Origin of the sequence: Leptolyngbya sp. AS-A5 (assembly GCF_039962495.1) — a bacterium.
Taxonomy (GTDB): domain Bacteria; phylum Cyanobacteriota; class Cyanobacteriia; order Leptolyngbyales; family Leptolyngbyaceae; genus Leptolyngbya.
Map to the genome: position 1 here is coordinate 357,865 of NZ_JAMPLL010000001.1, position 21,325 is coordinate 379,189.

At 47.9% G+C, this 21,325-nt stretch carries 16 protein-coding genes; 7 read left to right on the forward strand and 9 right to left on the reverse strand.

The features are described from left to right. Positions 1–22 precede the first annotated feature (22 nt). Positions 23–700 carry a DUF305 domain-containing protein gene (locus NC980_RS01815; RefSeq protein WP_348253900.1) on the reverse strand — a complete coding sequence of 226 codons (678 nt, stop codon included), beginning with the start codon at positions 698–700 and terminating at the stop codon, positions 23–25. A gap of 277 nt (positions 701–977) precedes the next feature. Here NC980_RS01815 and NC980_RS01820 point away from each other — a divergent pair, with 277 nt between their 5' ends. The 3 genes from NC980_RS01820 to NC980_RS01830 all read left to right on the forward strand — a co-directional run bounded on the left by NC980_RS01820 (position 978) and on the right by NC980_RS01830 (position 3,787). Further along, positions 978–1,172, forward strand: a complete 195-nt coding sequence (locus NC980_RS01820) for a heavy-metal-associated domain-containing protein (RefSeq protein ID WP_190378763.1) — start codon at positions 978–980, stop codon at positions 1,170–1,172. A 22-nt stretch (positions 1,173–1,194) separates the two neighbouring features. After that, entirely contained in the window at positions 1,195–3,450 is a 2,256-nt protein-coding gene (locus NC980_RS01825) for a heavy metal translocating P-type ATPase (protein ID WP_190378764.1), read from the forward strand. A gap of 97 nt (positions 3,451–3,547) precedes the next feature. Beyond that, positions 3,548–3,787 (forward strand): hypothetical protein, encoded by a 240-nt coding sequence (locus NC980_RS01830; protein ID WP_199298679.1) that lies wholly within the window; start codon positions 3,548–3,550, stop codon positions 3,785–3,787. Here the strand turns inward: NC980_RS01830 and NC980_RS01835 are convergent. The 3 genes from NC980_RS01835 to NC980_RS01845 all read right to left on the reverse strand — a co-directional run bounded on the left by NC980_RS01835 (position 3,780) and on the right by NC980_RS01845 (position 10,033). Next, positions 3,780–4,043 (reverse strand): metal-sensitive transcriptional regulator, encoded by a 264-nt coding sequence (locus tag NC980_RS01835; protein ID WP_190378765.1) that lies wholly within the window; start codon positions 4,041–4,043, stop codon positions 3,780–3,782. The two genes, NC980_RS01830 and NC980_RS01835, sit on opposite strands and share 8 nt — an antisense overlap. 69 nt (positions 4,044–4,112) lie before the next feature. Continuing rightward, positions 4,113–9,050 carry a caspase family protein gene (locus NC980_RS01840; RefSeq protein WP_190378766.1) on the reverse strand — a complete coding sequence of 1,646 codons (4,938 nt, stop codon included), beginning with the start codon at positions 9,048–9,050 and terminating at the stop codon, positions 4,113–4,115. 59 nt (positions 9,051–9,109) lie between these two features. After that, positions 9,110–10,033 carry a hypothetical protein gene (locus NC980_RS01845; RefSeq protein ID WP_190378767.1) on the reverse strand — a complete coding sequence of 308 codons (924 nt, stop codon included), beginning with the start codon at positions 10,031–10,033 and terminating at the stop codon, positions 9,110–9,112. A gap of 120 nt (positions 10,034–10,153) precedes the next feature. Here NC980_RS01845 and NC980_RS01850 point away from each other — a divergent pair, with 120 nt between their 5' ends. From NC980_RS01850 to NC980_RS01865, 4 genes are all read left to right on the forward strand, one after another. Further along, a complete protein-coding gene (locus tag NC980_RS01850) occupies positions 10,154–11,383 on the forward strand; it encodes an MFS transporter (protein ID WP_190378768.1) in 1,230 nt (409 codons plus the stop codon). A 7-nt stretch (positions 11,384–11,390) separates the two neighbouring features. Then, positions 11,391–12,563: a tellurite resistance TerB C-terminal domain-containing protein gene (locus tag NC980_RS01855; RefSeq protein ID WP_190378769.1), complete on the forward strand. Its 1,173-nt coding sequence runs from the start codon at positions 11,391–11,393 to the stop codon at positions 12,561–12,563. 114 nt (positions 12,564–12,677) lie between these two features. Then, the gene (gene glmS / locus NC980_RS01860) at positions 12,678–14,564 is read left to right on the forward strand and encodes a glutamine--fructose-6-phosphate transaminase (isomerizing) (RefSeq protein WP_190378770.1); all 1,887 of its coding nucleotides are present in this window, start codon (positions 12,678–12,680) and stop codon (positions 14,562–14,564) included. A gap of 1,166 nt (positions 14,565–15,730) precedes the next feature. Beyond that, positions 15,731–16,288, forward strand: a complete 558-nt coding sequence (locus NC980_RS01865; protein ID WP_190378771.1) for a DUF2808 domain-containing protein — start codon at positions 15,731–15,733, stop codon at positions 16,286–16,288. A gap of 117 nt (positions 16,289–16,405) precedes the next feature. On the opposite strand, the gene NC980_RS01870 is transcribed toward NC980_RS01865, so the two are convergent. The 5 genes from NC980_RS01870 to NC980_RS01890 all read right to left on the reverse strand — a co-directional run bounded on the left by NC980_RS01870 (position 16,406) and on the right by NC980_RS01890 (position 21,296). Then, positions 16,406–17,638 carry a glutamate carboxypeptidase gene (locus NC980_RS01870; RefSeq protein ID WP_347272953.1) on the reverse strand — a complete coding sequence of 411 codons (1,233 nt, stop codon included), beginning with the start codon at positions 17,636–17,638 and terminating at the stop codon, positions 16,406–16,408. Positions 17,639–18,251: 613 nt separating this feature from the next. After that, the gene (locus NC980_RS01875; protein WP_190378772.1) at positions 18,252–19,517 is read right to left on the reverse strand and encodes an AAA family ATPase; all 1,266 of its coding nucleotides are present in this window, start codon (positions 19,515–19,517) and stop codon (positions 18,252–18,254) included. Between the two features lie 75 nt (positions 19,518–19,592). Beyond that, positions 19,593–19,913, reverse strand: a complete 321-nt coding sequence (locus tag NC980_RS01880; protein WP_242027131.1) for a hypothetical protein — start codon at positions 19,911–19,913, stop codon at positions 19,593–19,595. Between the two features lie 133 nt (positions 19,914–20,046). Further along, the gene (gene hisF / locus NC980_RS01885; RefSeq protein WP_190378773.1) at positions 20,047–20,817 is read right to left on the reverse strand and encodes an imidazole glycerol phosphate synthase subunit HisF; all 771 of its coding nucleotides are present in this window, start codon (positions 20,815–20,817) and stop codon (positions 20,047–20,049) included. Between the two features lie 95 nt (positions 20,818–20,912). Continuing rightward, a complete protein-coding gene (locus NC980_RS01890) occupies positions 20,913–21,296 on the reverse strand; it encodes a DUF4346 domain-containing protein (protein ID WP_190378774.1) in 384 nt (127 codons plus the stop codon). Between the last annotated feature and the right edge of the window lie 29 nt (positions 21,297–21,325).

The window sequence follows — 21,325 nt, forward strand, 5'->3', positions numbered from 1 at the left end:
GATCGAGCGAGATTGCAAAAAATTACTGGTTATACCAAGCTTTACGCCACTGTTTCATTTGATCGACCTCAGTTTGCTGAGAGGTTGCAATTTCTTGCGCTAGCTGCTTAATCTCAGGACGCTTCGACTTTTGGAAAGCATCTTTTGCCATTGCGATCGCACCTTCATGATGCGGAATCATTGCATTGATAAAGCGCAAATCGAACTGAGCGTCGGCTGTCCCCAAGTCCTGCTGCATCGACATCATTTGGCGATATTCGACTGACATTGGTATGGTTGATTTTTCTTTGCCTCCATACATCACAAGTTCCTGAGCAGCCTTTGGATACCATTGGTTTCGCCACTTCGCCAGCAATTCATTTTCTTCACGGTTCTGCGTGATGACGATATTGCGGGCTAGGGTTTTAATCTCCGAGCGCTGCGATTTTTGTTCGGCTTGTTTTGCCATCTCGATCGCGCCGCGATGGTGAATTCGCATTGCATCAATGAACCGTAGATCGTAATTGTCGTCTGCTGCACCTAAATCCATGTTGTGCATCATGTTGCCCGTGCTGCCATGATTCATAGTGCTGTGATCCATTCCGGGCATTGGGTTGGAAGCCGGCGAGGAATTCTGCGTCGTTGTGGTGGAGCAGGCAGCGAGAGTAGCAAGTATGAGAGGCAGCGAAGCTCTTGCAATGATTCCAACGGTTAGCTGGATTGTCGCTGGTTTGGGAGAGTCGTCTAAGGCTCTAGGTTTAAACAGGGATTTCATTGTTAATAAAAAAAGACAGCACTGGAACACTTTTATTGTGGATTCTCCAGTTCACTGGAGAGTCAATGGTTAAAGCTGAAAATTGTGTAGGATGCCGTTCATATGCGACAACCTTGCCTCTGACTAAAGACAGAACCTAAAAAGATTACTTGACTCTCCAGTTCACTGGAGATTTCAGAATGATGATGTAAGAATTCAATTTGCCGTTTTAGGAGTTTGGCTGATGTCTCTTCAATTGACTGTTCCGAATATGGCGTGTTCCGCCTGTAGCGATACGATTACCACCGCGATTAAGTCGATCGACCCGAATGCAAGCGTGACGGCTGATCCCAAAACAAAACTTGTCAGCATCGAAACGCAAGCTTCAGAAGCGTCGATTAAACAGGCTATCACTGATGCGGGTTACACCGTTGCTTAGTCCTTTTCCTTAGATATGCATAATGGAAACCACCACATTAAAGCTTCACGGCATGAGTTGTGCCGCCTGTGCGAAGAATATTGAAGGCGCAATCCGATCGCTTGAAGGAGTGAAGGAGTGTAACGTCAACTTTGGCGCAGAGCAAGCGACGATCTCGTTTGATTCGCATAAAACAACTGTGGCTGATATTCAGCAAGCAGTTGATGCCGCAGGATATTCGGCTCAACCGATGCAAGAAGATGTGCTTGCGAGTGAAGACGACATCGAACGGCAAGAGCGCCAAACTCAACACCACAAACTCCAGCGCAAAGTTTGGACAGCAGGCACGATCGCGGCGGCGCTGGTGATCGGTTCACTTCCAATGATGACGGGACTCTCGATTCCCTTGATCCCGATGTGGCTGCACCATCCTTTACTTCAGTTAGTGTTGACAACTCCGGTGCTGTTTTGGTGTGGTGCATCCTTCTTTGTCAATGCTTGGAAAGCTTTGAAGCGGCATACTGCGACGATGGATACTTTAGTTGCGATCGGTACCGGATCGGCTTATCTGTATTCTTTGTTTCCTACTTTCTTCCCGCAGTGGTTTACGGCTCAAGGTCTCAATCCGGATGTTTATTTTGAAGCTACAACAGTCATTATTGCGCTGCTCTTACTCGGTCGATTGTTAGAAAATCGAGCGAGGGGACAAACCTCAGAAGCAATTCGGAAGTTAATCGGGCTGCAAGCCAGAACAGCGCGAGTGATTCGTCAAGGGAGAGAAATTGACTTACCTATCGCAGAGGTCGTAGTAGGTGACGTAATTCTCGTTCGTCCGGGTGAAAAGATTCCGGTGGATGGGGAAATTCTGGAAGGTCGATCGGCGATCGACGAAGCAATGGTGACGGGTGAAAGCTTGCCTGTCACAAAACAAGTCGGAGATGAAGTAATTGGAGCGACCTTAAACAAAACAGGGAGCTTCAAATTTCGAGCAACACGAGTCGGCAAAGATACCTTTCTGGCTCAAATTGTTAAACTGGTGCAGCAAGCACAAGGCTCAAAAGCACCGATTCAACGGTTGGCAGATCAAGTCACAGGTTGGTTTGTGCCTGCGGTGATTGCGATCGCGATCGCAACCTTTATCCTCTGGTACAACGTCATGGGCAACGTGACGATGGCATTAATTACGACAGTTGGAGTGTTAATCATTGCCTGTCCTTGTGCCTTGGGATTAGCGACTCCTACATCAATCATGGTTGGCACAGGTAAAGGTGCAGAAAATGGCATTTTAATCAAAGGTGCAGAAAGTTTAGAACTGGCGCACAAACTGCAAACGATCGTGCTTGATAAAACTGGAACTATTACTCAAGGAAAACCAACCGTCACAGATTATGTGACTGTCCAAGGCACTGCTGATCATAATGAGTTAAATTTACTGCGGCTTGCAGCTTCGATCGAGCGCAACTCTGAACATCCGTTAGCAGAAGCGGTAGTACACTATGCCCAAGCTCAAGGAGTCGAGTTAACCAATTCACAGGAATTTGAAGCCATTGCAGGAAGCGGTGTTCAAGGTTATATCTCTGATCAACTGGTTCAGATTGGTACACATCGTTGGCTGTCTGAGTTAAACATTGATACTGGAACACTTAAGCAACAGTGGGATCAGCTTGAATCGCTCGGTAAAACAGTCATTTGGATTGCAGTAAATGGTAAAGCATCAGCAATTATGGCAATTGCTGATGCAGTTAAACCGTCCTCGGTTGCTGCCGTTCGAGCCTTGCAAAAGTTAGGGCTAGAAGTCGTAATGTTGACTGGGGACAATCGCCGTACTGCTGATGTGATTGCGCGGGAAGTGAACATTAAGCGAGTGTTTGCAGAAGTTCGACCGGAGCAAAAAGCCGCGATCGTGGAAGCCCTTCAGCGTGAAGGAAAAATCGTTGCAATGGTGGGAGATGGAATCAATGATGCGCCTGCATTAGCTCAAGCGGATGTGGGAATGGCGATCGGCACGGGAACGGATGTGGCGATCGCAGCTAGTGATATTACGCTGATTTCGGGTGATTTACAAGGCATTGTGACTGCCATTCAGCTTAGTCATGCAACCATTCGCAATATTCGGCAGAATCTGTTCTTTGCTTTTATCTACAACGTTGCAGGCATCCCAATCGCCGCAGGCATTCTGTACCCAATTTTTGGTTGGTTGCTGAGTCCGATTATTGCTGGAGCAGCAATGGCATTTAGTTCAGTGTCAGTTGTGACGAATGCGCTCCGACTGCGTAACTTTAAGCCCAAGATGAGGTGATTCATGGTTAAGCAAGTCATATTCTTTGCAACATTAGCTGGGTTTGGATTTTTGATCGGAACGCTTTCAGGAGCAATATTGTAAGAGGTGGCAAACGATGAAAAAGCTGATCATCAGTGGGATTGCAAGTTTAGAGCTAGTGATGGGAGGTTCATCTGCTGTAATGGCTGAGACGATGCACTCGCCTCAAACTGCTCAGGAAGGACAATTTCATCGCATCGAGCAACCTTTTGCTAATAAAGCGATCGTCACGCTCGGCGGACTCGGATTAATCGGTCTAGAACTGTGGTGGTTCTTGCTCAGTAAACCAAGACCTCGTAAGGCAACAACTAAATAAGCAAGTCCAATGCCTTACGAAAATTGTTGAGTTCTCCCTCAAATTCCCCGGTTTCAGACGCTTCGATCAGGCAATGTTCCACATGGTCGAGCAGAATAATTTGCGCCACTTTATTCAATGCGGATCGAACGGCAATCACTTGTGTAACCACATCGGAACAGGGACGATCGCTCTCGACCATCTTGGAAATTGCCTCAACGTGTCCTTTAATTCGAGCCAGCCGATTCAGAACTTGTTGCGTGTGAGCATGTGTCATGATTATGCCCCCCTGAGGGATCAGGATGCTTTGATTCTACAATTTCTACACGAGAAAGAAACTAGGACATTAGTTGTTGTTACAGTTCAAGGAACGATTGTCTTTGGTAGAGTCTGACCGTAGGTAAGATCGCACTCGATCGCAGCTTCGGCTCAATAAGCTATCTAAATTGAGGTTCCATCGGGTCAGGCCTAAACGATCGCTGGTACTCAAAAGTTTGTCAGACTGAAAGGCAACACTAGCAATTCGATCGTTCGTGCCGACTAAGGTTTTAATCAGTTCTCCGGTTTCACTGTTCCAAAGCTTGATCGTCGTATCATCACTGCCAGAAGCTAACACTGAACCATCCTGATTAAAGCTCAGGGATGTCACTCCGCCATTGTGTCCGATCAAAGTTTGTCGGAATCTAGCTTCATCAACTGCCCAGAGTTTAATCGTATTGTCCCAACTTGCAGAAGCTAAAGTTTTTCCATTGGGACTAAAGGCGATCGCGGCTACTGCTAAGTTATGTTTGCCAAGAATCGTGGAAGTTCTGCGATCGGCATCCCACAGCCGCACGGTATCATCAACGCTGCCAGAAGCCAAGCGCCCATTAGGACTGTAACTTAAGCTCGTCACTTCGTCGGTATGACCTTGCAAAATGGTGCGGATACTGCCTTGAAGCGTCCAAATCTTAATCGTTCGATCTGCACTTGCCGATGCGAAGGTTTCTTGATCAGGACTGAAACTTAATGCTGTAACCCGATCGTTGTGCCCTGAGATGGTTCTAATCAGTTCTCCAGTACTGATATTCCATAGTCGAATTGTTTTATCTGCACTGCCAGAAATGAGCAATGTATTATCAGGACTGATTTGAATCTGAGTAATCGGTGCAGTGTGACCTTTTAAGCTGAGAAAGTCTTTGTTGTTTTGCAAGAGAATGGTGTTGTCAGGAGCCGCGATCGCGGTAATACTTCCGTCTAAATTTGTGGTCATCGCCGATAGACCTGTATTCAATCGAATCGGTAAATCCATCTGCCAAATTCGCGCCGTTTTATCAGCACTCACACTGAGAAGCTGAGTTCCAGCAGGACTGAAGCTAACGTGCATAACTGCGGCTTCATGTCCTTGAATGGTTTGAAGCAATGCGCCCTCCAAATTCCAAAGCCGAATGGTGCGATCGATTGAACCTGTCGCGATCGTGCCTCCATCTGGACTATAGCTTGCAGTGTTGACTTGATCGCGATGTCCTTCTAGGGTTGTAATTTCTTTACCGTTCAATGTCCAAAGCTTTGCTACATTGTCCCCACTGGTGAGAAACGATCGACCATTCGGAGCCATCATCGCACTGGTTACGCGATCGTTGTGAACTCTAAGGCTTCTGAGCGCAACCGCTCTACCTACTTGCCAAATCCTCACCGTTCCATCTTCGCCACCGGATAGGATCTGGCGATCGTTTTGCCCAAATGTCACGCTGTTGACCCATCCTCTATGTCCCCGAAAGGTCTGAACGGCTCTCATCTGATCGAGTTGCCATAGCTTTATTGTGCCGTCTCGACTGCCTGAGATCAGCGATCGACCATTCGAGCTAAACCGCACCGATGTCACCCAGTTTTGATGTCCAACTAAGGTCTGTATCAGTGTCCCGTCACGATTCCACAGTTTGATGGTTTTATCTGCGCTGGCAGTGACAAATTGCTGCTGATCAGGGCTAAAGGTTACTGCTAAAACACGATCGCTGTGTCCCACTAAATCTTTGATCAATTGACCTTCACGCGACCATAGTTTTACTAAGTTGTCGTTGCTCACAGTGACAATTAGCTGACCATCAGAACTCATCTGCACATCATTCACTTGCTGAGCGTGACCTGTGAGCCGATTCGATTCTTGCGTTTGAGAGATTGCCTGCTGTAAGGTTGCAATCGTATTAGTTCGCACCTCTACCGGGACGAATCGATCGAGCTGTTTTAGCTGTTGTCCTGCTTTGATCGCTGCGGTTAGTGCTTCTAGCTGCTGATTTGAGTTCAGCAATGCTTCAGATGAGGCAGACAGTGCTTGGAGCGAGCGGATCTGAGCATTTCGCTGATTCCACAGTGCCAATCCTCCTAATCCAAGTGCGGCAACTGCTAAGCTTGCAATGGCTGCGATCGCTTGCTGAGCGCGTTTGAGCCGCCGTTTGAGCGCAATTTTCTCGCTCTGACGCGCTTCTAAACTGGCTTCAATAAAGACTTGAGTATCTTGAGTTAGTTCATCAGTGTACTTAACATAAAGTTCTTCTGCTTCTGCCAGCCGCATTCCTCGCAACAATAAATCTGGAGGACGATTGCTCTTTTTCCAGTCGATCGCGGCTTGCTCGATCGGTCTCTGCACTCTCAATCGATTGCGGTTCTCATCCAGCCACCAGCGCAAGGTTGACCAATGGCGAATCAGAATTTCGTGGGCAACTTCAATGGTGACAGAAGGCTCAAACTCTGACGGCTCAATACCTGATAGCTCAGTGCCCCGACTGGTTGGCACGTCTTCGGTGTTGATCACAATCAGTTTTGCAGCACTCAGCGATTGTAAAGTCCGATCGACCACAGCTTGAGGATACTTTGCAACGGATAACTCTGACTTCAACACCCTCCGCCGCGTATCTTCAACGCCTTCTCCTAGCTGCGTGAGCGACAGGAAAATCCATCGAGCACAGTGCTGCTCCTCTGGGTCAAGTTGGTTGTAAGCGGATTGAGCTTTATGCTCTAATGCACCCTGCAAGCCGCCAATCTCAGATTGATAAGCCTCTAGCGTGAGTGTTCCTTGTTGCCGATGCTGCCAAAGCTGCTCCAGCACAAACTCTAAAATCGGCAAGTCTCCCGGAGTCCGATCGAGTTCTTGCAGCAGCACTTCGACCAGTCCCGGTTCTACGGTTAATCCCACTTGTTCCGCAGGACGCACAATCACCTGACGGTACTCTTCATCGCTGAGACAAGGAGGAATCAGAATGCTCGATCGCTGTAAAATCGTCGCAAGTTGAGGTATTTCTAAGCCTGCTGCGACAAAATCTGCCCTCAATGTCAGCACTAATTTGAAGCGATCGCGGGTGTACTCCAGTGTTTCCAAAACAATATTGAGAAAGTCTTGCCGAACCGGTTCCGAACACAGCGTGAACAGTTCCTCGAACTGATCAATCACAAGCATGACCATCGGTTCAGCACGAGTTCTAAACCATTGCACCAAACCTTCTACTCCTTGATACAACAGTCCCTCGACTTGCTCTTGTTCTTCTGAATCAGCTAAACATTTAACCAGCGTATCAAACGGGCGATCGCCCGGACACATTCGCCCCAGCCACCAGTGTTCACTACCGGGGACATGCTGCCCTTGCCTTAACTGTGCCATCAATCCAGCTTGCACGATCGAAGACTTCCCGCTCCCCGATGCACCGACCACTGCTAAACAAGATTGCTGCTGAACTGCCTGCAAAAGCTGTTGGATTAAAGCTGATCGTCCATAGAAGAACTCGGCATCATGCTCTGTAAACGGCTGCAACCCCCGATAAGGACAGACACTAATATCTGAACTGCGATTCGCCTGCTGGCTCGGAAACACTTCGATCACACCCTGCGTCCCCGATAGCCAAACCGATAGCGTCGTTTGTCCTGCTAATGCTAGTTGAAGCTGAGTAATCCATGCTGCAACCGGATAGCCAGAGTGACGATCGGCAGCATTCAAAGTCTCAACCAGCGATCGCGTCAATAGTTCAGGATCAGTCCGAGCCGCCGCCGCAATCAAGCATTGTCCCAGCTCTCGCTGCAACTCTTCGATCCATTCGGGTAAATCACTTGCACTCGGACAATCCAGAATCACAATCTGTTGGGCCGCTGTACTGTGTCGCAGGGTTTGACGCAGCCACGATCGCGAAATGCGCTCTGTTCCCAGGATTAAACAAGGTTCGCCTTCAACCGTAGTTCCAACTCTAGCCCGGAGATACAGTAAAACCGTCGTCGCTTCGGGAGTTTGTAGCTTGGTTTGAATGCTTGATCGAATCGTTTCCCAATCATCAGACTGATAAGCCAACTCGAATCCAGCGCTGAGCAGCTTACTTAGTTGCAGGGTTAGACTGTGATTGGGAAAAGCATCAATGACGATCGCTTGACGAGAGGGAGGTGCGATCGTGCTTGACTTTACACCAATCACGAACTGCCCAAAGCCTTCTACAACTCGTTTTGGCGTTTGCAGTGGATACTCAGGCTGAAGCTGCGTCTCACCGCGTCCTCGTTTTTGCTGATTAATCAACCGGAGTTGTTGATTGCTTTTATCAATGTACTGAAGTGTTTGATGATACACATACTTGTACAAACCATCGGCATCGATCGTTCCAGTTGCGTCTGCTGCGGCTCCCCGGAGTCCCTGCATCAGAAAATAGGTAAACACCCCATGTCCTAACTCTGGAAACTCCCACGACTGCTGCGCTTGATCGCACGACAGCAATGCGTAGAAGCCCTGGCTCTCCGAAGCTTGTCGCCCCAACACCCGCACTAACTGCTGAGTCGGATTCGGCAATGTGCCTCTCAGCGTCATTCCGCCACTATGACAGGCATCTAACCAGATAATCTGCTGTTTTGCTTGACACTGACCGAATTGTTCCAAAAGTTCAGCCACACTCAGCCCAGTGTTGAGCAAATCTGCTTTCTGAGTATCGGTTAAACAAAGAATTGGCTGTTGAGTGGTCGTCTCTAATACTCCGTGACCTGAAAAATACACCAGAACGGTATCTGCCGCCTGCGCCGATCGCACAATCTCCCTTAGGCTGTCGCGGACTTGATTTAGTGTCGCTGGTACTCCAAAATCATGACGGATTTGCATCGATCGCTGCGGAAAGCTTTGGGTTGCATCAATCAGCGCTTCAGAAAGACCCTGACAATCGATCGCGGAATATTGCAGTGAGGGAAGCTGCGGATCTCTGTAGCGATTCACACCAATCAGCAAGATCCAGAGTTTAGCTTGTCCCGTTTCTAGGACGCTAGAACGATTGAGAGCGCGGGGCATAACAGTCTCTTAACAGAAGTAGAATGCAGCTGAAGCAGAGCGCTACAGCACTGAATGGATTAACGATCAATGGCGTAAGTATAATCGAACAGATGCCCCACTTGGCGACGTAAGCCTGCTAATGGGTAAAGTTTTGGAGCCATTGTTTCTGCGTATTGGTCGGCTGCAACGATCGTCTGACGGGCTTCGGCTTTCGGCAGTTGCCCTTGCTTGAATGCTTTAATTAAGGCTTCGATGCCTTGGTTGTATTCGGCGCTGTTTCGGAAGTTGAATTGTGGCTGGGTTTGTTGTGAGGGTGCTTGCGGTGGGTTTGTGGGTGAAGCATTCGGAGCAACTGCACCCATCGGCAACGCGATCGGAGCTTGCAGCGACAGCACATAGACACTAGCAGCAGGCAACTGCACAACCCGAACATTTTTGGGAGAAGACATCCCACTGAGAATCCCGATCGCGCCTCCAATCATTCCTCCACGCTCAAACATATCAGTAGAGCGGCTACTCGGAGCAGTTGCACCCATAACAGACCCCAAAAGATTGCCAAAAACGCCGCTATTTTCGCGGGCACGCTCTGCACCGCTGACTTGCTCGATCGTATTGCCCGGAATCACCGCCGTGGTCGCTTGAATCGGGACAATCTGACCGCGAACGACGATCGCTTCTGCTACGATTCGCGCTCCACCATTTTCTGGCTTTAATTTGATCGAGACGGGCGTATCAGCCGGAACTACTTCGTTTCCTTGCAGATCCATCAGCGGTTGTGCCAACGGGACGGTTAAGGGATAGTCTTGTTTTTGTCCCACGTCAACATTCACTGCACCGGGAAGCTTAATGACGACTCCTGCCGTTTGAGGAATGATTGTACCGGACTGAGATCTAGAGATAGAGGCTGTGTTAGAAACGACGACCTGAGCTGAAACCGGAAGCGCAACGGGAGCAGAAACCGTGATCGTTAAAGCCAAGTTCAACAGTGTACGAGCGTTCATCAGTCTTTCCTCTATACGATTACATCTGAGGAATAGGGACGGCGATCGGATTCTATGCAAGTCGGTTTTGATAAATTTCTCCACTACACTGAACAGCAGTATTGAAAGAGTTTGGGTTTCATGGGATTTTTGCCGCGTCTTCAGCACCAGGTTTGGTTACTCGCATTTGGGCGATTGTTATCTCAAGTCGGAACAGGATTCACGCTATTTTACGCACCGATTTTCTTTGTTAACCAGGTCGGGCTGTCCGCAACCTCGGTAGGAATCGGGATCGGGAGCGCAGCCGTTTCGGGAGTGGTGGGTCGTGCTTTGGGGGGGACATTTGCAGATTCTAAGTTCTGGGGACGGAGAAGAACCTTACTCCTGTCGGCACTGATTAGCGCGATCGCATCTTTCGCACTGGCGATCGCCTATGACTTCCCAACCTTTGTGCTGGGCAACTTGTTAATGGGCCTGGGAACAGGAACCTACTGGCCCGCGACAGAAGCCGTAGTTGCAGATTTAACCACACCAGAGCAGCGCAATGAAGCCTACTCGATCACACGCTTGTCCGATGCTCTGGGATTAGGCATTGGAGTTGTTCTCGGCGGATTGTTGATCAGCGCAACAGGATTGTATCGCGCATTATTTGTGATTGATGGCATCTCATTCCTAGTGTTTTTTGTTGTCATTTACTGGCTGATTAAAGAGACGAACCGATCGATCAGCCCCCATTCTCAATGGAGCGGCTGGAAAATCGCACTCAGCGATCGCCGACTGATGATTTTTGCGATCGTCAATACGATGTTTACAACCTACATTGTGCAGATCGATAGTGCTTTGCCGCTATATCTAACTAACATTGTGCGGATCGCGCCAGACAAGGGCTTTGAACCGACCACAATCAGCGCATTGTACACGGGTTATTTAACGCTTTCAGTGCTGGCGCAGTTGCCGATCGCTCGGTTTCTCAATCGATTCAGTCGAACTCAGGTCTTGATGATTTCAGCAGGATTTTGGGCAGCAGCATTCGCTCTGGTCTGGGCAACCGGAGCTGTAGCGCAAACGCACTTAGGGTGGGCGATCGCGACGTTTGTAATGTTGGCATTTGCGATCGTCACCTATATGCCTTCGGCAGCATCACTGGTGGTCGATATTGCGCCTGAATCGCTGCGCGGTGTCTATTTGGCTGTGAACTCCCAGTGTTGGGCGCTGGGCTACTTTATCGGGCCGCCGATCGGCGGTTGGGCACTCGATCAAACCAGAACGATCGCCAGTGGCTACTGGCTAGGTTTGGTGGCAACCGTTGCGATCGCGGTTCTGATTTTACAAGTGTTAGATAAAATGGTCAGGCACAGCCCTTCCGCGTAACCGCACTATGTTCAAAAGTCGTTTATTACTGAGTCTCATTGCCTTGGGTGTGAGTTTTGCAATTAGTTTGCTGATCACACGCAACTTTGGGACATCAGTGATTAATGGTGTTGTAACGCTGTTTGCAAGCCTTGTCGGAGCGGCAATCACCGAAAATCAGCATCGCCAAGCGCTGTATCGTCGATCAGAAGAATTAACCGGACATATTCGGGCGCTAAAACGGCGGCGGGCTGAAACTTACGAATCGCTGGTTCTGATGACTCAAGGGCGCGATCAGGTTTCTAATAGTTTAAACGCACTGCAAACCCAATTGCGAAATCTTCAGATCCAAAGTTCAAATCTTTGGCAGCAAAAAGAGGAATTAAGCTGGAATCTCACTTCTCCGCAAGCCTCACCCACGAATCAAATTTACGCGCTACAAACCAAGCTGCAAGAACTCGAACAAAAAGAAGCCGAACTGAATAAATCACTGTCTGCCACCCTATCCGCAAAGCAGCGGGCTGAACTGGGTCTAAAAACAACACAAGCACAACTGAATCAATTCCAAGCACAACTTGCAGAACTGCAAAGCCAAAAAGCCGAACTCACAAAAGAAGTGAATGCGCTACTTTCTCAAAGACAACAATTAGACACACAAATTGCAACCTTACAGCCAAAAGTCAAAGAACTAGAAAAATACCGGGCTGAATTAAATCAGTTTCTCGCCTCGGCTGAACCCAAGCGCCAACAAGTCGAAAGTAGCTCAAAATCGCTTCAAGGCGCGATCGGTAATCTCCAAGCCCAAATTTCCTCGCTCCAAGGTGAACTCGGTCAACTCGAACAGCAAATTCTCGATCGCCGCGTGCAAAAAGAACATCTCGATCTCGAACTTTCCACCCTCCGCCGTGAGCTCGAACCCAATCCCAATTCCCAGCCCGCATCCGAATGGGAAACCTTTCTGCATCAATTACAGCCTCCCGAACTCGAAGCCCTGAGCGCGATCGCCCACCAACTCAACCCCAATGCCACCCTGAAGCAAATTGCCGAAGCCAATTTGACCATGCCCGAACTTCTGATCGATGCAATTAACGAACGTGCAATCGACACGATCGGCGATTTTGTCATTGATCCGACTCCGGGTTCCGGAATTACGATCGCACCTGAGTATCTAGAAACCGTGAAGCAACTGCTGAAACGATAGTATTTCTATAAATTCTCTTACAAGCGATTGCGAAATGTCCAAATTTTATCTGGTATCTTGCCAAAACTCAGGCTAAATTATCGGGGATAACGTCCCTCAGTTAAGGAGTGAGCTATGTGCGGAATTGTCGGGTATATCGGCACTCAAGAAGCGAGTGGAATCCTACTCGAAGGGCTTCGGAAATTGGAATATCGGGGCTACGATTCTGCCGGAATTGCTACAATCTTAGACGGTGAAATTCACTGTGTCCGGGCAAAAGGCAAACTCCACAATCTCGAAGAAAAACTTGCAGGCGAAACCAATCCTGCCCGTACCGGAATCGCTCACACTCGCTGGGCAACCCACGGCAAACCCGAAGAATACAACGCCCACCCGCACATGGATATGAACATGCGGATTGCGGTGATTCAAAACGGCATTATCGAAAATTATCGCGAACTGCGCGAAGCCTTAAAAAGTCGCGGGACTGAATTTCGCTCAGACACCGATACCGAAGTCATTCCCCATTTGATTGCAGAAGAACTGAGCAAAGCAGAATTCTCGGCTGAGTTTCCTCTGCTCGAAGCGGTGCGGCGAGTCGTGAAACAACTAGACGGGGCATTTGCGATCGCGGTTATTTGCGCGGACTATCCCGATGAATTAATCGTTGCGCGTCAGCAAGCGCCCGTGGTTCTCGGCTTTGGTCAAGGTGAATTCTACTGTGCATCCGATACGCCTGCCTTAATTCCCTATACTCGCGCCGTGCTGAATCTCGAAAACGGCGAATTGGCCAGAATGACTCCGATCGGCGTTGAAATCTACAGCTTTGAAGGACAACGCCTGAAGAAGAAGCCCCGCACCTTAGATGTGAATCCGGTAATGGTGGAAAAGCAAGGCTTCAAACACTATATGCTCAAAGAAATTTATGAGCAACCCGGAGTGGTCAGGGCTTGTTTAGAAGCTTATTTTGATACACATTGGACAGCCGCCACCGCGACCTCTCCTGTGAAGCTAAGTCTTCCCAACACATTGCTTGACAACCTACAACAGATTCAGGTAATTGCATGCGGCACCAGTTGGCACGCTGGCTTAGTCGGGAAATACTTGCTAGAACAATTAGCCGGAGTTCCAACTTCAGTGCATTATGCGTCTGAGTACCGCTATTCTGCCTCACCCCTCACTCCGAATACTTTAACGATCGGAGTCACTCAGTCCGGTGAAACTGCAGACACCTTAGCAGCCTTAGCAATGGAAAAAGATCGTCGAGCCAAACTCAGCACTGATCTAGAAGCTAGATTGCTGGGAATCACCAACCGCCCCGAAAGCTCACTCGGTCAGCTCGTTCCCAACATCATCGAAACTCATGCAGGCATTGAAATCGGTGTTGCGGCCACCAAAACCTTTGTCGCTCAGGTAATGGCGTTTTACGCTTTAGCGATCGATCTAACCTTCCGCCGCCAAGCAAAATCGCCCGAAGCCATTGAACAACTGCTCAACGGATTACGCCAACTCCCCGCACAAATTGAAATAATTCTCGAAAGCCAAGAGCGCTACATCGAAGAGCTCGCCCACGATTTTGCTGAAACACAGGACTTTATCTTCTTAGGGCGCGGCATCAACTTCCCGATCGCGCTTGAGGGAGCCTTAAAACTCAAAGAGATTAGCTATATTCACGCAGAAGGCTATCCCGCAGGCGAAATGAAGCATGGGCCGATTGCATTATTAGATGCGAAGGTTCCGGTCGTAACGATCGCGATGCCTGGATTGGTGTTTGAGAAAGTGTTATCAAATGCACAGGAAGCACGAGCGCGAGATGCAAGATTGATCGGTGTGACTCCGATGGATGAGCAAGACGCAGCAGATACCTTTGATACGCTGATTCCTGTTCCACATGTCGATGAAATGCTATCGCCTATTCTCACGGTGATTCCGCTGCAATTGCTGGCATATCATATTGCCGCACGACGTGGGTTAGATGTTGATCAGCCACGCAACCTAGCAAAGAGCGTCACCGTGGAATAGCAGTCGCTTGTGCAAATTGTGTTGTTGTATGGAGTGATAAAACGGATGAACAATTAGCTGATGTGCAACTTTTTTGTGCCCCAACGTAATGAATTCGCGGCTAGACAAGAAACACAATCGCTTCATGGACTGATCTAGAAGAAGGGCTGTGAGTGCACGCAGGTGCACTTTGTTTGTCTAGCTGCGGTTTCAACCGCCAAGCTTAAAGTTGCACATTGCCTACAGTTGGTAAAAAGACCCAACAATTTAGCATGGTCACATTATGCTCTTTGGGAAGTGAGTAGAACAGAACACCTGCTCGCTTTCCAGGAGTATTTTTATGAGTAGACGGAAGTACCATTTAAGTTAATTGCGAAGATAGAAGAGTGTTGCTTCTCAACAATTTCTTACAATCGCAGATAATCTTAACAGCAATCAGAGACGAGCTTGGTTTTCGCAAATTGCCCGACTGTATCTGATAAATTTTTGAGAACAAGCATCAAGGTTCTCCTAATTGTATAAGCTAGAGCAGAAAATTTTGTACAGTTAAGTACAGCAAATAGTACATTCCTGTAAGTTCAAGTTGAGAGGTAAATCCGATGAAACCTATAAACTAGCTTCCTGAAGAAAACGATGAGAAAGCCAATCAGTATCTAGACCAAATCAATCGTGCTCCTTATGCAACGATCGCTGCAATGTTAGTCGGACTACTCTGTTTGTTCACATTCGTCATCTTAGTCAGTAGCTTCTAAGTCCCTGTTAGAAGTTAGCCCAAAGCGTAAGGAATTGATGAGTTTCTCTTTACTAAGATTGAGCGACATCAAAAATAGATTCGCTTGATGGATCAAGGAGGAGCAGATGAGAATGCCTGGTTGTTTCACAGCTTTTATGCAAAAGCTCAGTTCTGATTCAGTAAGTTGGGGAAGCTTGCTGATCTTCGCTGTTAGTCTGATTACCCTAGTGCTACTCATGATGCTGTATATACGGGCATCACTGGTGTAGGTGTAGTCTCTTTCAATGGGTTACTTTTTCACAAATAAGAGTGAGCTGCAGCATTCGTGCCTTCATGCTGCAGCTTCATTGATTTATTTCATTGATTTATTGCTGCTGAGAACGAGCAAGAATGATCGCACTGTTTTAGATTGTCCTTGCAGCTATCACACTTAGAAAAAATGGAGACAACAAATATGCTGACGAAATTAGCTTGCGCGAAAGCTCAACAGAGCCTTGTGTCATTACTTACATTCAGCACTGTAGTGTTTAGCTTATCACCGGCTATAGCAGGGCAATTTGGAGGGCGGGGTTACTTCGATCATGCACCCTACCTGAGTGCGAGTAGAGCAAGTAGCTATGCACCTAACAGTCCAGCACTCTATGAATTCACACTCACAGTTCCGTCAAATGCGGGAGCCGCTTTGCAAAGCATTAAGGTTGTTCAAGACCCTAATCTCGATCGTGTCCACTTTGATCCCAATCGTAGTCAAGCTTTTCTCGGAAGTACCGCACAAGGACAATTACTTCCGTTAGCTGCAACTGGAGGCGAACTTCCAAAAGATGCCAGTGAGGCAATCGTTACCTTTAATCCACCGATTCAACCGGGGCAAACAGTAACAGTGGCGCTCGATGCAACTGCAAATCCTTGGCATAGTGGCGTTTATCTATTTGGTGTGACTGCTTATCCAGAGGGTGATCAAACTTCTGGCTTATTTTTGGGCTATGGGCGTATTCAGTTTCAATCCCGCTGATAGACGCACGATTATCATCTTGTCGATCGTGCTATTTCTACTCTGGAGGGTGTTATACACTTTGAAACTTGACCACAACAAACTGCTTGAGGCATTGATGTTTCTTTGGTGAAATGATCAAAGTGCCATCAAAAGCTTTGTCAGCAGGTAAATACGAGGTGCGATTCGATCCAAGCTGATATATTCATCGGCGCTGTGGGCACCTCCACCCACAGGACCTAGCGCGTCTAGCGTTGCTGTACCAACTGAGGCGGCATAGTTCCCATCGGTACCGCCCCCACTGCCCTCTACACCAAGGCTAAGCCCTAGTTCTTGATAAATCGCTTGCGCTTTTTTGACTAACCTATCCGTTTTAGCGTTGGGTGAAAAAGGTGGACGACCTCGTTCTGCCAGGATTTTGATTTCACTACAAGGAAGCAGTTTGTTTTGCGATAGGCGAGTGAAGTCCTGTTCTAGGCGATCGTATTCTTGGGCATCCAGGACCCGCACATCGGCTTGCACCTTCGCAAACGCAGGAATAATATTGGGTCGCTCCCCCGCTTGAAACACCGTAAAGTTGACCGTTGTTTGTTTTTTTGGGTTGCTAGTTCTGCTGAGTTGCAAAGCCTGATGCGCTGCCTCAAGGATGGCATTGCAGCCTTTTTCGGGTTCCGCACCCGCATGGGCTGCTCGACCTGTCACCTCGAATCCGTAATAGCCAATTCCTTTGCGCCATGAGGTCACTTTATCGTTTGGAGAGCCAAATTCTAAGACCAAGGCAACATCATGCGCTGTTGCCATTTTTTTGATTAACTCACGCGAGCCAAATGATCCTTTTTCTTCATCCGGATTGATCAAAAACGTAATTTTCTCAAAGTCGGTAAACTTCATGTCTTTGAGAATCTTCAGGGTTTCAAAGCCTAAGAGAAGACCGCCTTTATCATCCATCACGCCTGGACCATAAGCCTTGCTATCTACCACTTTGAACGGGCGTTTAGCAGCAGTCTCCGTCTCAAATACCGTGTCAGTATGGGCAAGAAGTAAAATCTTACGCGTGCCGGTTCCCCGAATCGTAGCGATAATATTGCGTCCAACACTAGGAGTCGCACTGACGATTTCAATCTCGGCATTGATCGCTCGGAGATATTCAATCATCCGATCTTCGACTTGGGTGAGTCCGTCCTGATATCCTGTGCCGGAATCGATGTTCACGATCGTTTCCAGTTTTGACAGAAAATCAGATTGTGCTTGCTGGGCTTTGGTATAAAGAATTGAATCGAGAGATGCAACAGCAGAATCGAAGTAACTTAGGGAAAGCAATACGGTCAAAATACAGCTCAACAAGCCGACCATGATCCCAAAACGCTTCACTGTCAACTCCTTTGATTTTCCTATAGCAATATTGTTTTCATTGATTTTTCGGATAATACTCTAGTTTTGGCATAACTTAATAACTTAGAAGTTTTAGCGCTTCTACACTGCCAATTCTTCAGAAGGGAGTGAAGGAGCGATCGCGCTCTGAAATTGAATTGACTTTTTCAGGAAATGCAGTGCTTAGAAGTCTCTTAGTGCAAGGTTTTCAGGAATTGTCCAACCGTTTTATTAGAAAGATGGGTTGAACAATCGTCGAAAACAGAACAAATTGTCCAACCATTTTTTCGCACTATTCAAAATCTGAACGACGAGATGGACATTACAGGCGATGAAATTGTTCAACCGTTTTATTACTTAACACCTACTACATCTATTCTCTCAACAAGGTGACACGCTCCCTTTCCGCTGTTAAGGATTATGAGCAAATTCTAGAAGTTGGTCAATCTTGGGCACAGAATTTAGCCGAACAATACATAATTGCATGATGTTTGCAGCCCACTTTACTCTTTGATCATCTTCCATCGACTCGTAGAGAGCACGACCAGATTCAAGGAGATGCCCTTCATCCCAAAGATTTCGCGGTGCTTGCATACTACTAGCCATATAACTACTAGCTAGGGCGATGCACGATCGTTTCAATCACTCTTTGTCGATCGCGAATTCCCACAATCCGCACGTAATTTTTCTGATTCTCATCTAAACAAGATTCCAAAGCCGAAATTGCCGCCGCCCCATCCCCTTCAAACATTCCGTAACAGTTCCAAGAATTCGTCCTAAACCGTCGGGCATCAACCACTTCAATTCCGAGCCGTTGTCCCTGTCCCAAAATGCGATTAACTTCGCTCACAATTTCAGGAGTCAATCGATTACTCGAAGGCTGACCGTTATAACTGCTCGATGCTTGTACCGCGCTCTGAGATCGAACAGGTTCGGTAACCGTTGCACCATTATGAACAGGTTGCGGTGCCATCTTAATTTCACCGAGTCCACGATTGTGAACGGTTTGATTGTATTCCTCAACTAATCGCAGTTCTTGAAGTCGTTTCTGTTCGCGTACCATTGCCGTTCCGACTTCGATTAGATGGGACAAACTGAAATCCGGTTTGCGGAATTCTGGTGGACGATCGTTACTGTTGACCACTCGCTGAGAAATGCGATCGATTCCCACATCTTCAATTAAGCGGCGAATTTGCTCATCATAAAGCCGCGATCGCAGTGCGCCATAGAAATCGATCGCTTGATCCGGAAACTGATCGACTAATTTCTCGATGTCGCTCTTCGCCACCTGATCGACTTCAAAGATTCCGCCAACAATGCCGACTCGGTCTGCTCGATCGGGTTCCCAAAAAAACTTATCCATCCGCCCATCTCGTGTCAATGGAGCGTACAACGTCGAAAAATCATTCCCCGTCAGAATAATCGGAATTCGCTGCGTCGGCTCAGAATTATAACTCCCCGGAAGCTGAACATTTGTCGGATTATCCGCGATATTCATCAGCGTTCCATGTACCAACTGCGTGTTTACCGTGTACTGAGTGAACTGATCCACCCGTCCCGCACCTGCATCAAAATCATTAATTAGCAAAACCGCCATTTTGCCACGCACTTTCACATATTCCCCTGCCTCCAAATACCGCATCCGAATCAATCGCGCCGGATCACCCGCATCCGGGCTTTCCAACTCTCCAGCAGACATATAAACGGCTTCGATTCCCATCCGCTCGAACACCAAATCGCACTGAAACGATTTTCCCTCTCCCTTACGTCCGTGAACTCCCAAAATTAGAGGCGCTCTCACGTTTGGCAGAGATAGAAAATTCTTGGTGATGTGAACAGATAGCTTATCGAGGAAGCGGGGAGAAATGTAGTAACTCATAATGGCTCACTAAAAATGGGGCAAGTCTAACTCACCCCAATTGTTAAAACTTTATAACATTAGATCCTACCGAACTTATGGCGAAATGTTTCGCGCAATTTGCGGAACTGATCGAGACACCGAAGCGCCCATGTAAAGCTGATCTTGTTCTTCGAGATATCGCGCCACCGATTCATAAGCCTCTTGATTCATTGCGGTCTCTTGAGGCGAAAGGTGACTCACATAACCCATGACGTTGCCCATCACAAAGTAAACACCAACCAGTGCTGTAGCTGCCATCGAAACTAATGTGCCAGCTAGCATCAGGGAGAACTCTTTCTGCTCGATCGCTTCCTGCATAAGATGAAGCGCCCAAGCCACAAGAGCAATGACAATGAATAAGATTGTTATCACCATAGTTTACGTATTGTAACAGACGCTCAGAAAAGAAGCTTCATTCTGAGCGCGATCGCAAAGAAAGATTCTCTAATTCTGGTGGTAGCAAATCCTTATCAGCCGCGACCGGAACACTCCTCTAAGTTCAGTCATTCTATGCGTGTCGCACGGGAACCTGGCGATCGCTTAAGTATGTCTTTATCTGCTCAACGCTTAACTGCCCATAATGCAGCAACGATGCCAATAACGCTGCCTCCGCCTTTCCCTCGGTTAAGGCTTGATAAATATGTTCACAATTCCCCGCACCGCCAGAGGCAATCACCGGAATCTCAACTTGATTGGCGATCGTACTGGTTAAATCCAGGTCATACCCCGCCTGCGTTCCATCTGCATCCATGCTGGTCACAAGTAATTCTCCTGCGCCCCGCGCTGCGACTTCTTTCGCCCAAGCGATCGCATCGATTCCGGTATTCTCCCGACCGCCCCGCACATACACATCCCAACCTGGATTGGTTGGATCTTCCCGACGACGAGCATCGATCGCGACCACAATGCACTGAACGCCGAAGCGGTCGCTGGCTCGATTAATCAAATCCGGATCACGCACCGCCGCCGAATTAATACTGACCTTATCGGCTCCGGCTCTTAGAAGTTTCTTAATCGTGTCTAAATTTTGAATCCCGCCCCCGACCGTCAACGGAATAAACACCTGTTCCGCCGTCCGATACACCACATCGTAAATAATGTCTCGATCTTCATGCGTTGCGGTGATGTCCAAAAACACAAGCTCATCCGCGCCCGCTTCGTTATAAACCTGCGCGAGTTCCACCGGATCACCCGCATCCCGTAGATCTACAAAATTAACCCCTTTAACCACGCGCCCCGCTTTCACATCCAAACAGGGCAGAATTCGTTTTGCCAACATATCAAGTTACTTTCTGGTGGGAAAAGGATCGTAGCGCTAACTTGGAGCGGGAGTCTAGAGGAAATTGCTGCAAGTTCAGCCCATCCTACGCTGAACTAATCCTGCACGTATTCCCGATCGCTCAATAAACATTGCTCCGCCCTGACAAACTCGCGCCCCAAATAAGCAGCATGATCTAATCGAGAAATACAGCAAGTTTCCGGCTTCTCGAACACCTCGATACACAGTTCCTTTGCGGTTCTGCCTTTAAAAGTCTTTGTCGGTCTGCGCTTTAGTTCACCACCGCAAGGGAGCGGTTCCCCCGTTTCGGGATCACACGCTAAGCCCTTCTCGTTGATCGTGTTCGTGTAATGCTCTGCACAAATTAAACGCGAGGCACGATCGACATAAATAATAAAGTAGCCACTCGGATCGAGTTCAATGAATCGATTCGACAACTTATCATCAAAGGCAACTGGGTTGAAAACAGCTTGAGTCATGTCAGCAAAAATATGGATCTCCTGATCAA

Coding starts and splice junctions, on each gene's coding strand:
- NC980_RS01850 (WP_190378768.1), top strand. CDS start 10,154: ATGGGATTTTTGCCGCGTCTTCAGCACCAGGTTTGGTTACTCGCATTT.
- NC980_RS01820 (WP_190378763.1), top strand. CDS start 978: ATGTCTCTTCAATTGACTGTTCCGAATATGGCGTGTTCCGCCTGTAGC.
- NC980_RS01890 (WP_190378774.1), bottom strand. CDS start 21,296: ATGACTCAAGCTGTTTTCAACCCAGTTGCCTTTGATGATAAGTTGTCG.
- hisF (WP_190378773.1), bottom strand. CDS start 20,817: ATGTTGGCAAAACGAATTCTGCCCTGTTTGGATGTGAAAGCGGGGCGC.
- NC980_RS01875 (WP_190378772.1), bottom strand. CDS start 19,517: ATGAGTTACTACATTTCTCCCCGCTTCCTCGATAAGCTATCTGTTCAC.
- NC980_RS01840 (WP_190378766.1), bottom strand. CDS start 9,050: ATGCCCCGCGCTCTCAATCGTTCTAGCGTCCTAGAAACGGGACAAGCT.
- NC980_RS01855 (WP_190378769.1), top strand. CDS start 11,391: ATGTTCAAAAGTCGTTTATTACTGAGTCTCATTGCCTTGGGTGTGAGT.
- glmS (WP_190378770.1), top strand. CDS start 12,678: ATGTGCGGAATTGTCGGGTATATCGGCACTCAAGAAGCGAGTGGAATC.
- NC980_RS01830 (WP_199298679.1), top strand. CDS start 3,548: ATGAAAAAGCTGATCATCAGTGGGATTGCAAGTTTAGAGCTAGTGATG.
- NC980_RS01880 (WP_242027131.1), bottom strand. CDS start 19,913: ATGGTGATAACAATCTTATTCATTGTCATTGCTCTTGTGGCTTGGGCG.
- NC980_RS01865 (WP_190378771.1), top strand. CDS start 15,731: ATGCTGACGAAATTAGCTTGCGCGAAAGCTCAACAGAGCCTTGTGTCA.
- NC980_RS01835 (WP_190378765.1), bottom strand. CDS start 4,043: ATGACACATGCTCACACGCAACAAGTTCTGAATCGGCTGGCTCGAATT.
- NC980_RS01825 (WP_190378764.1), top strand. CDS start 1,195: ATGGAAACCACCACATTAAAGCTTCACGGCATGAGTTGTGCCGCCTGT.
- NC980_RS01845 (WP_190378767.1), bottom strand. CDS start 10,033: ATGAACGCTCGTACACTGTTGAACTTGGCTTTAACGATCACGGTTTCT.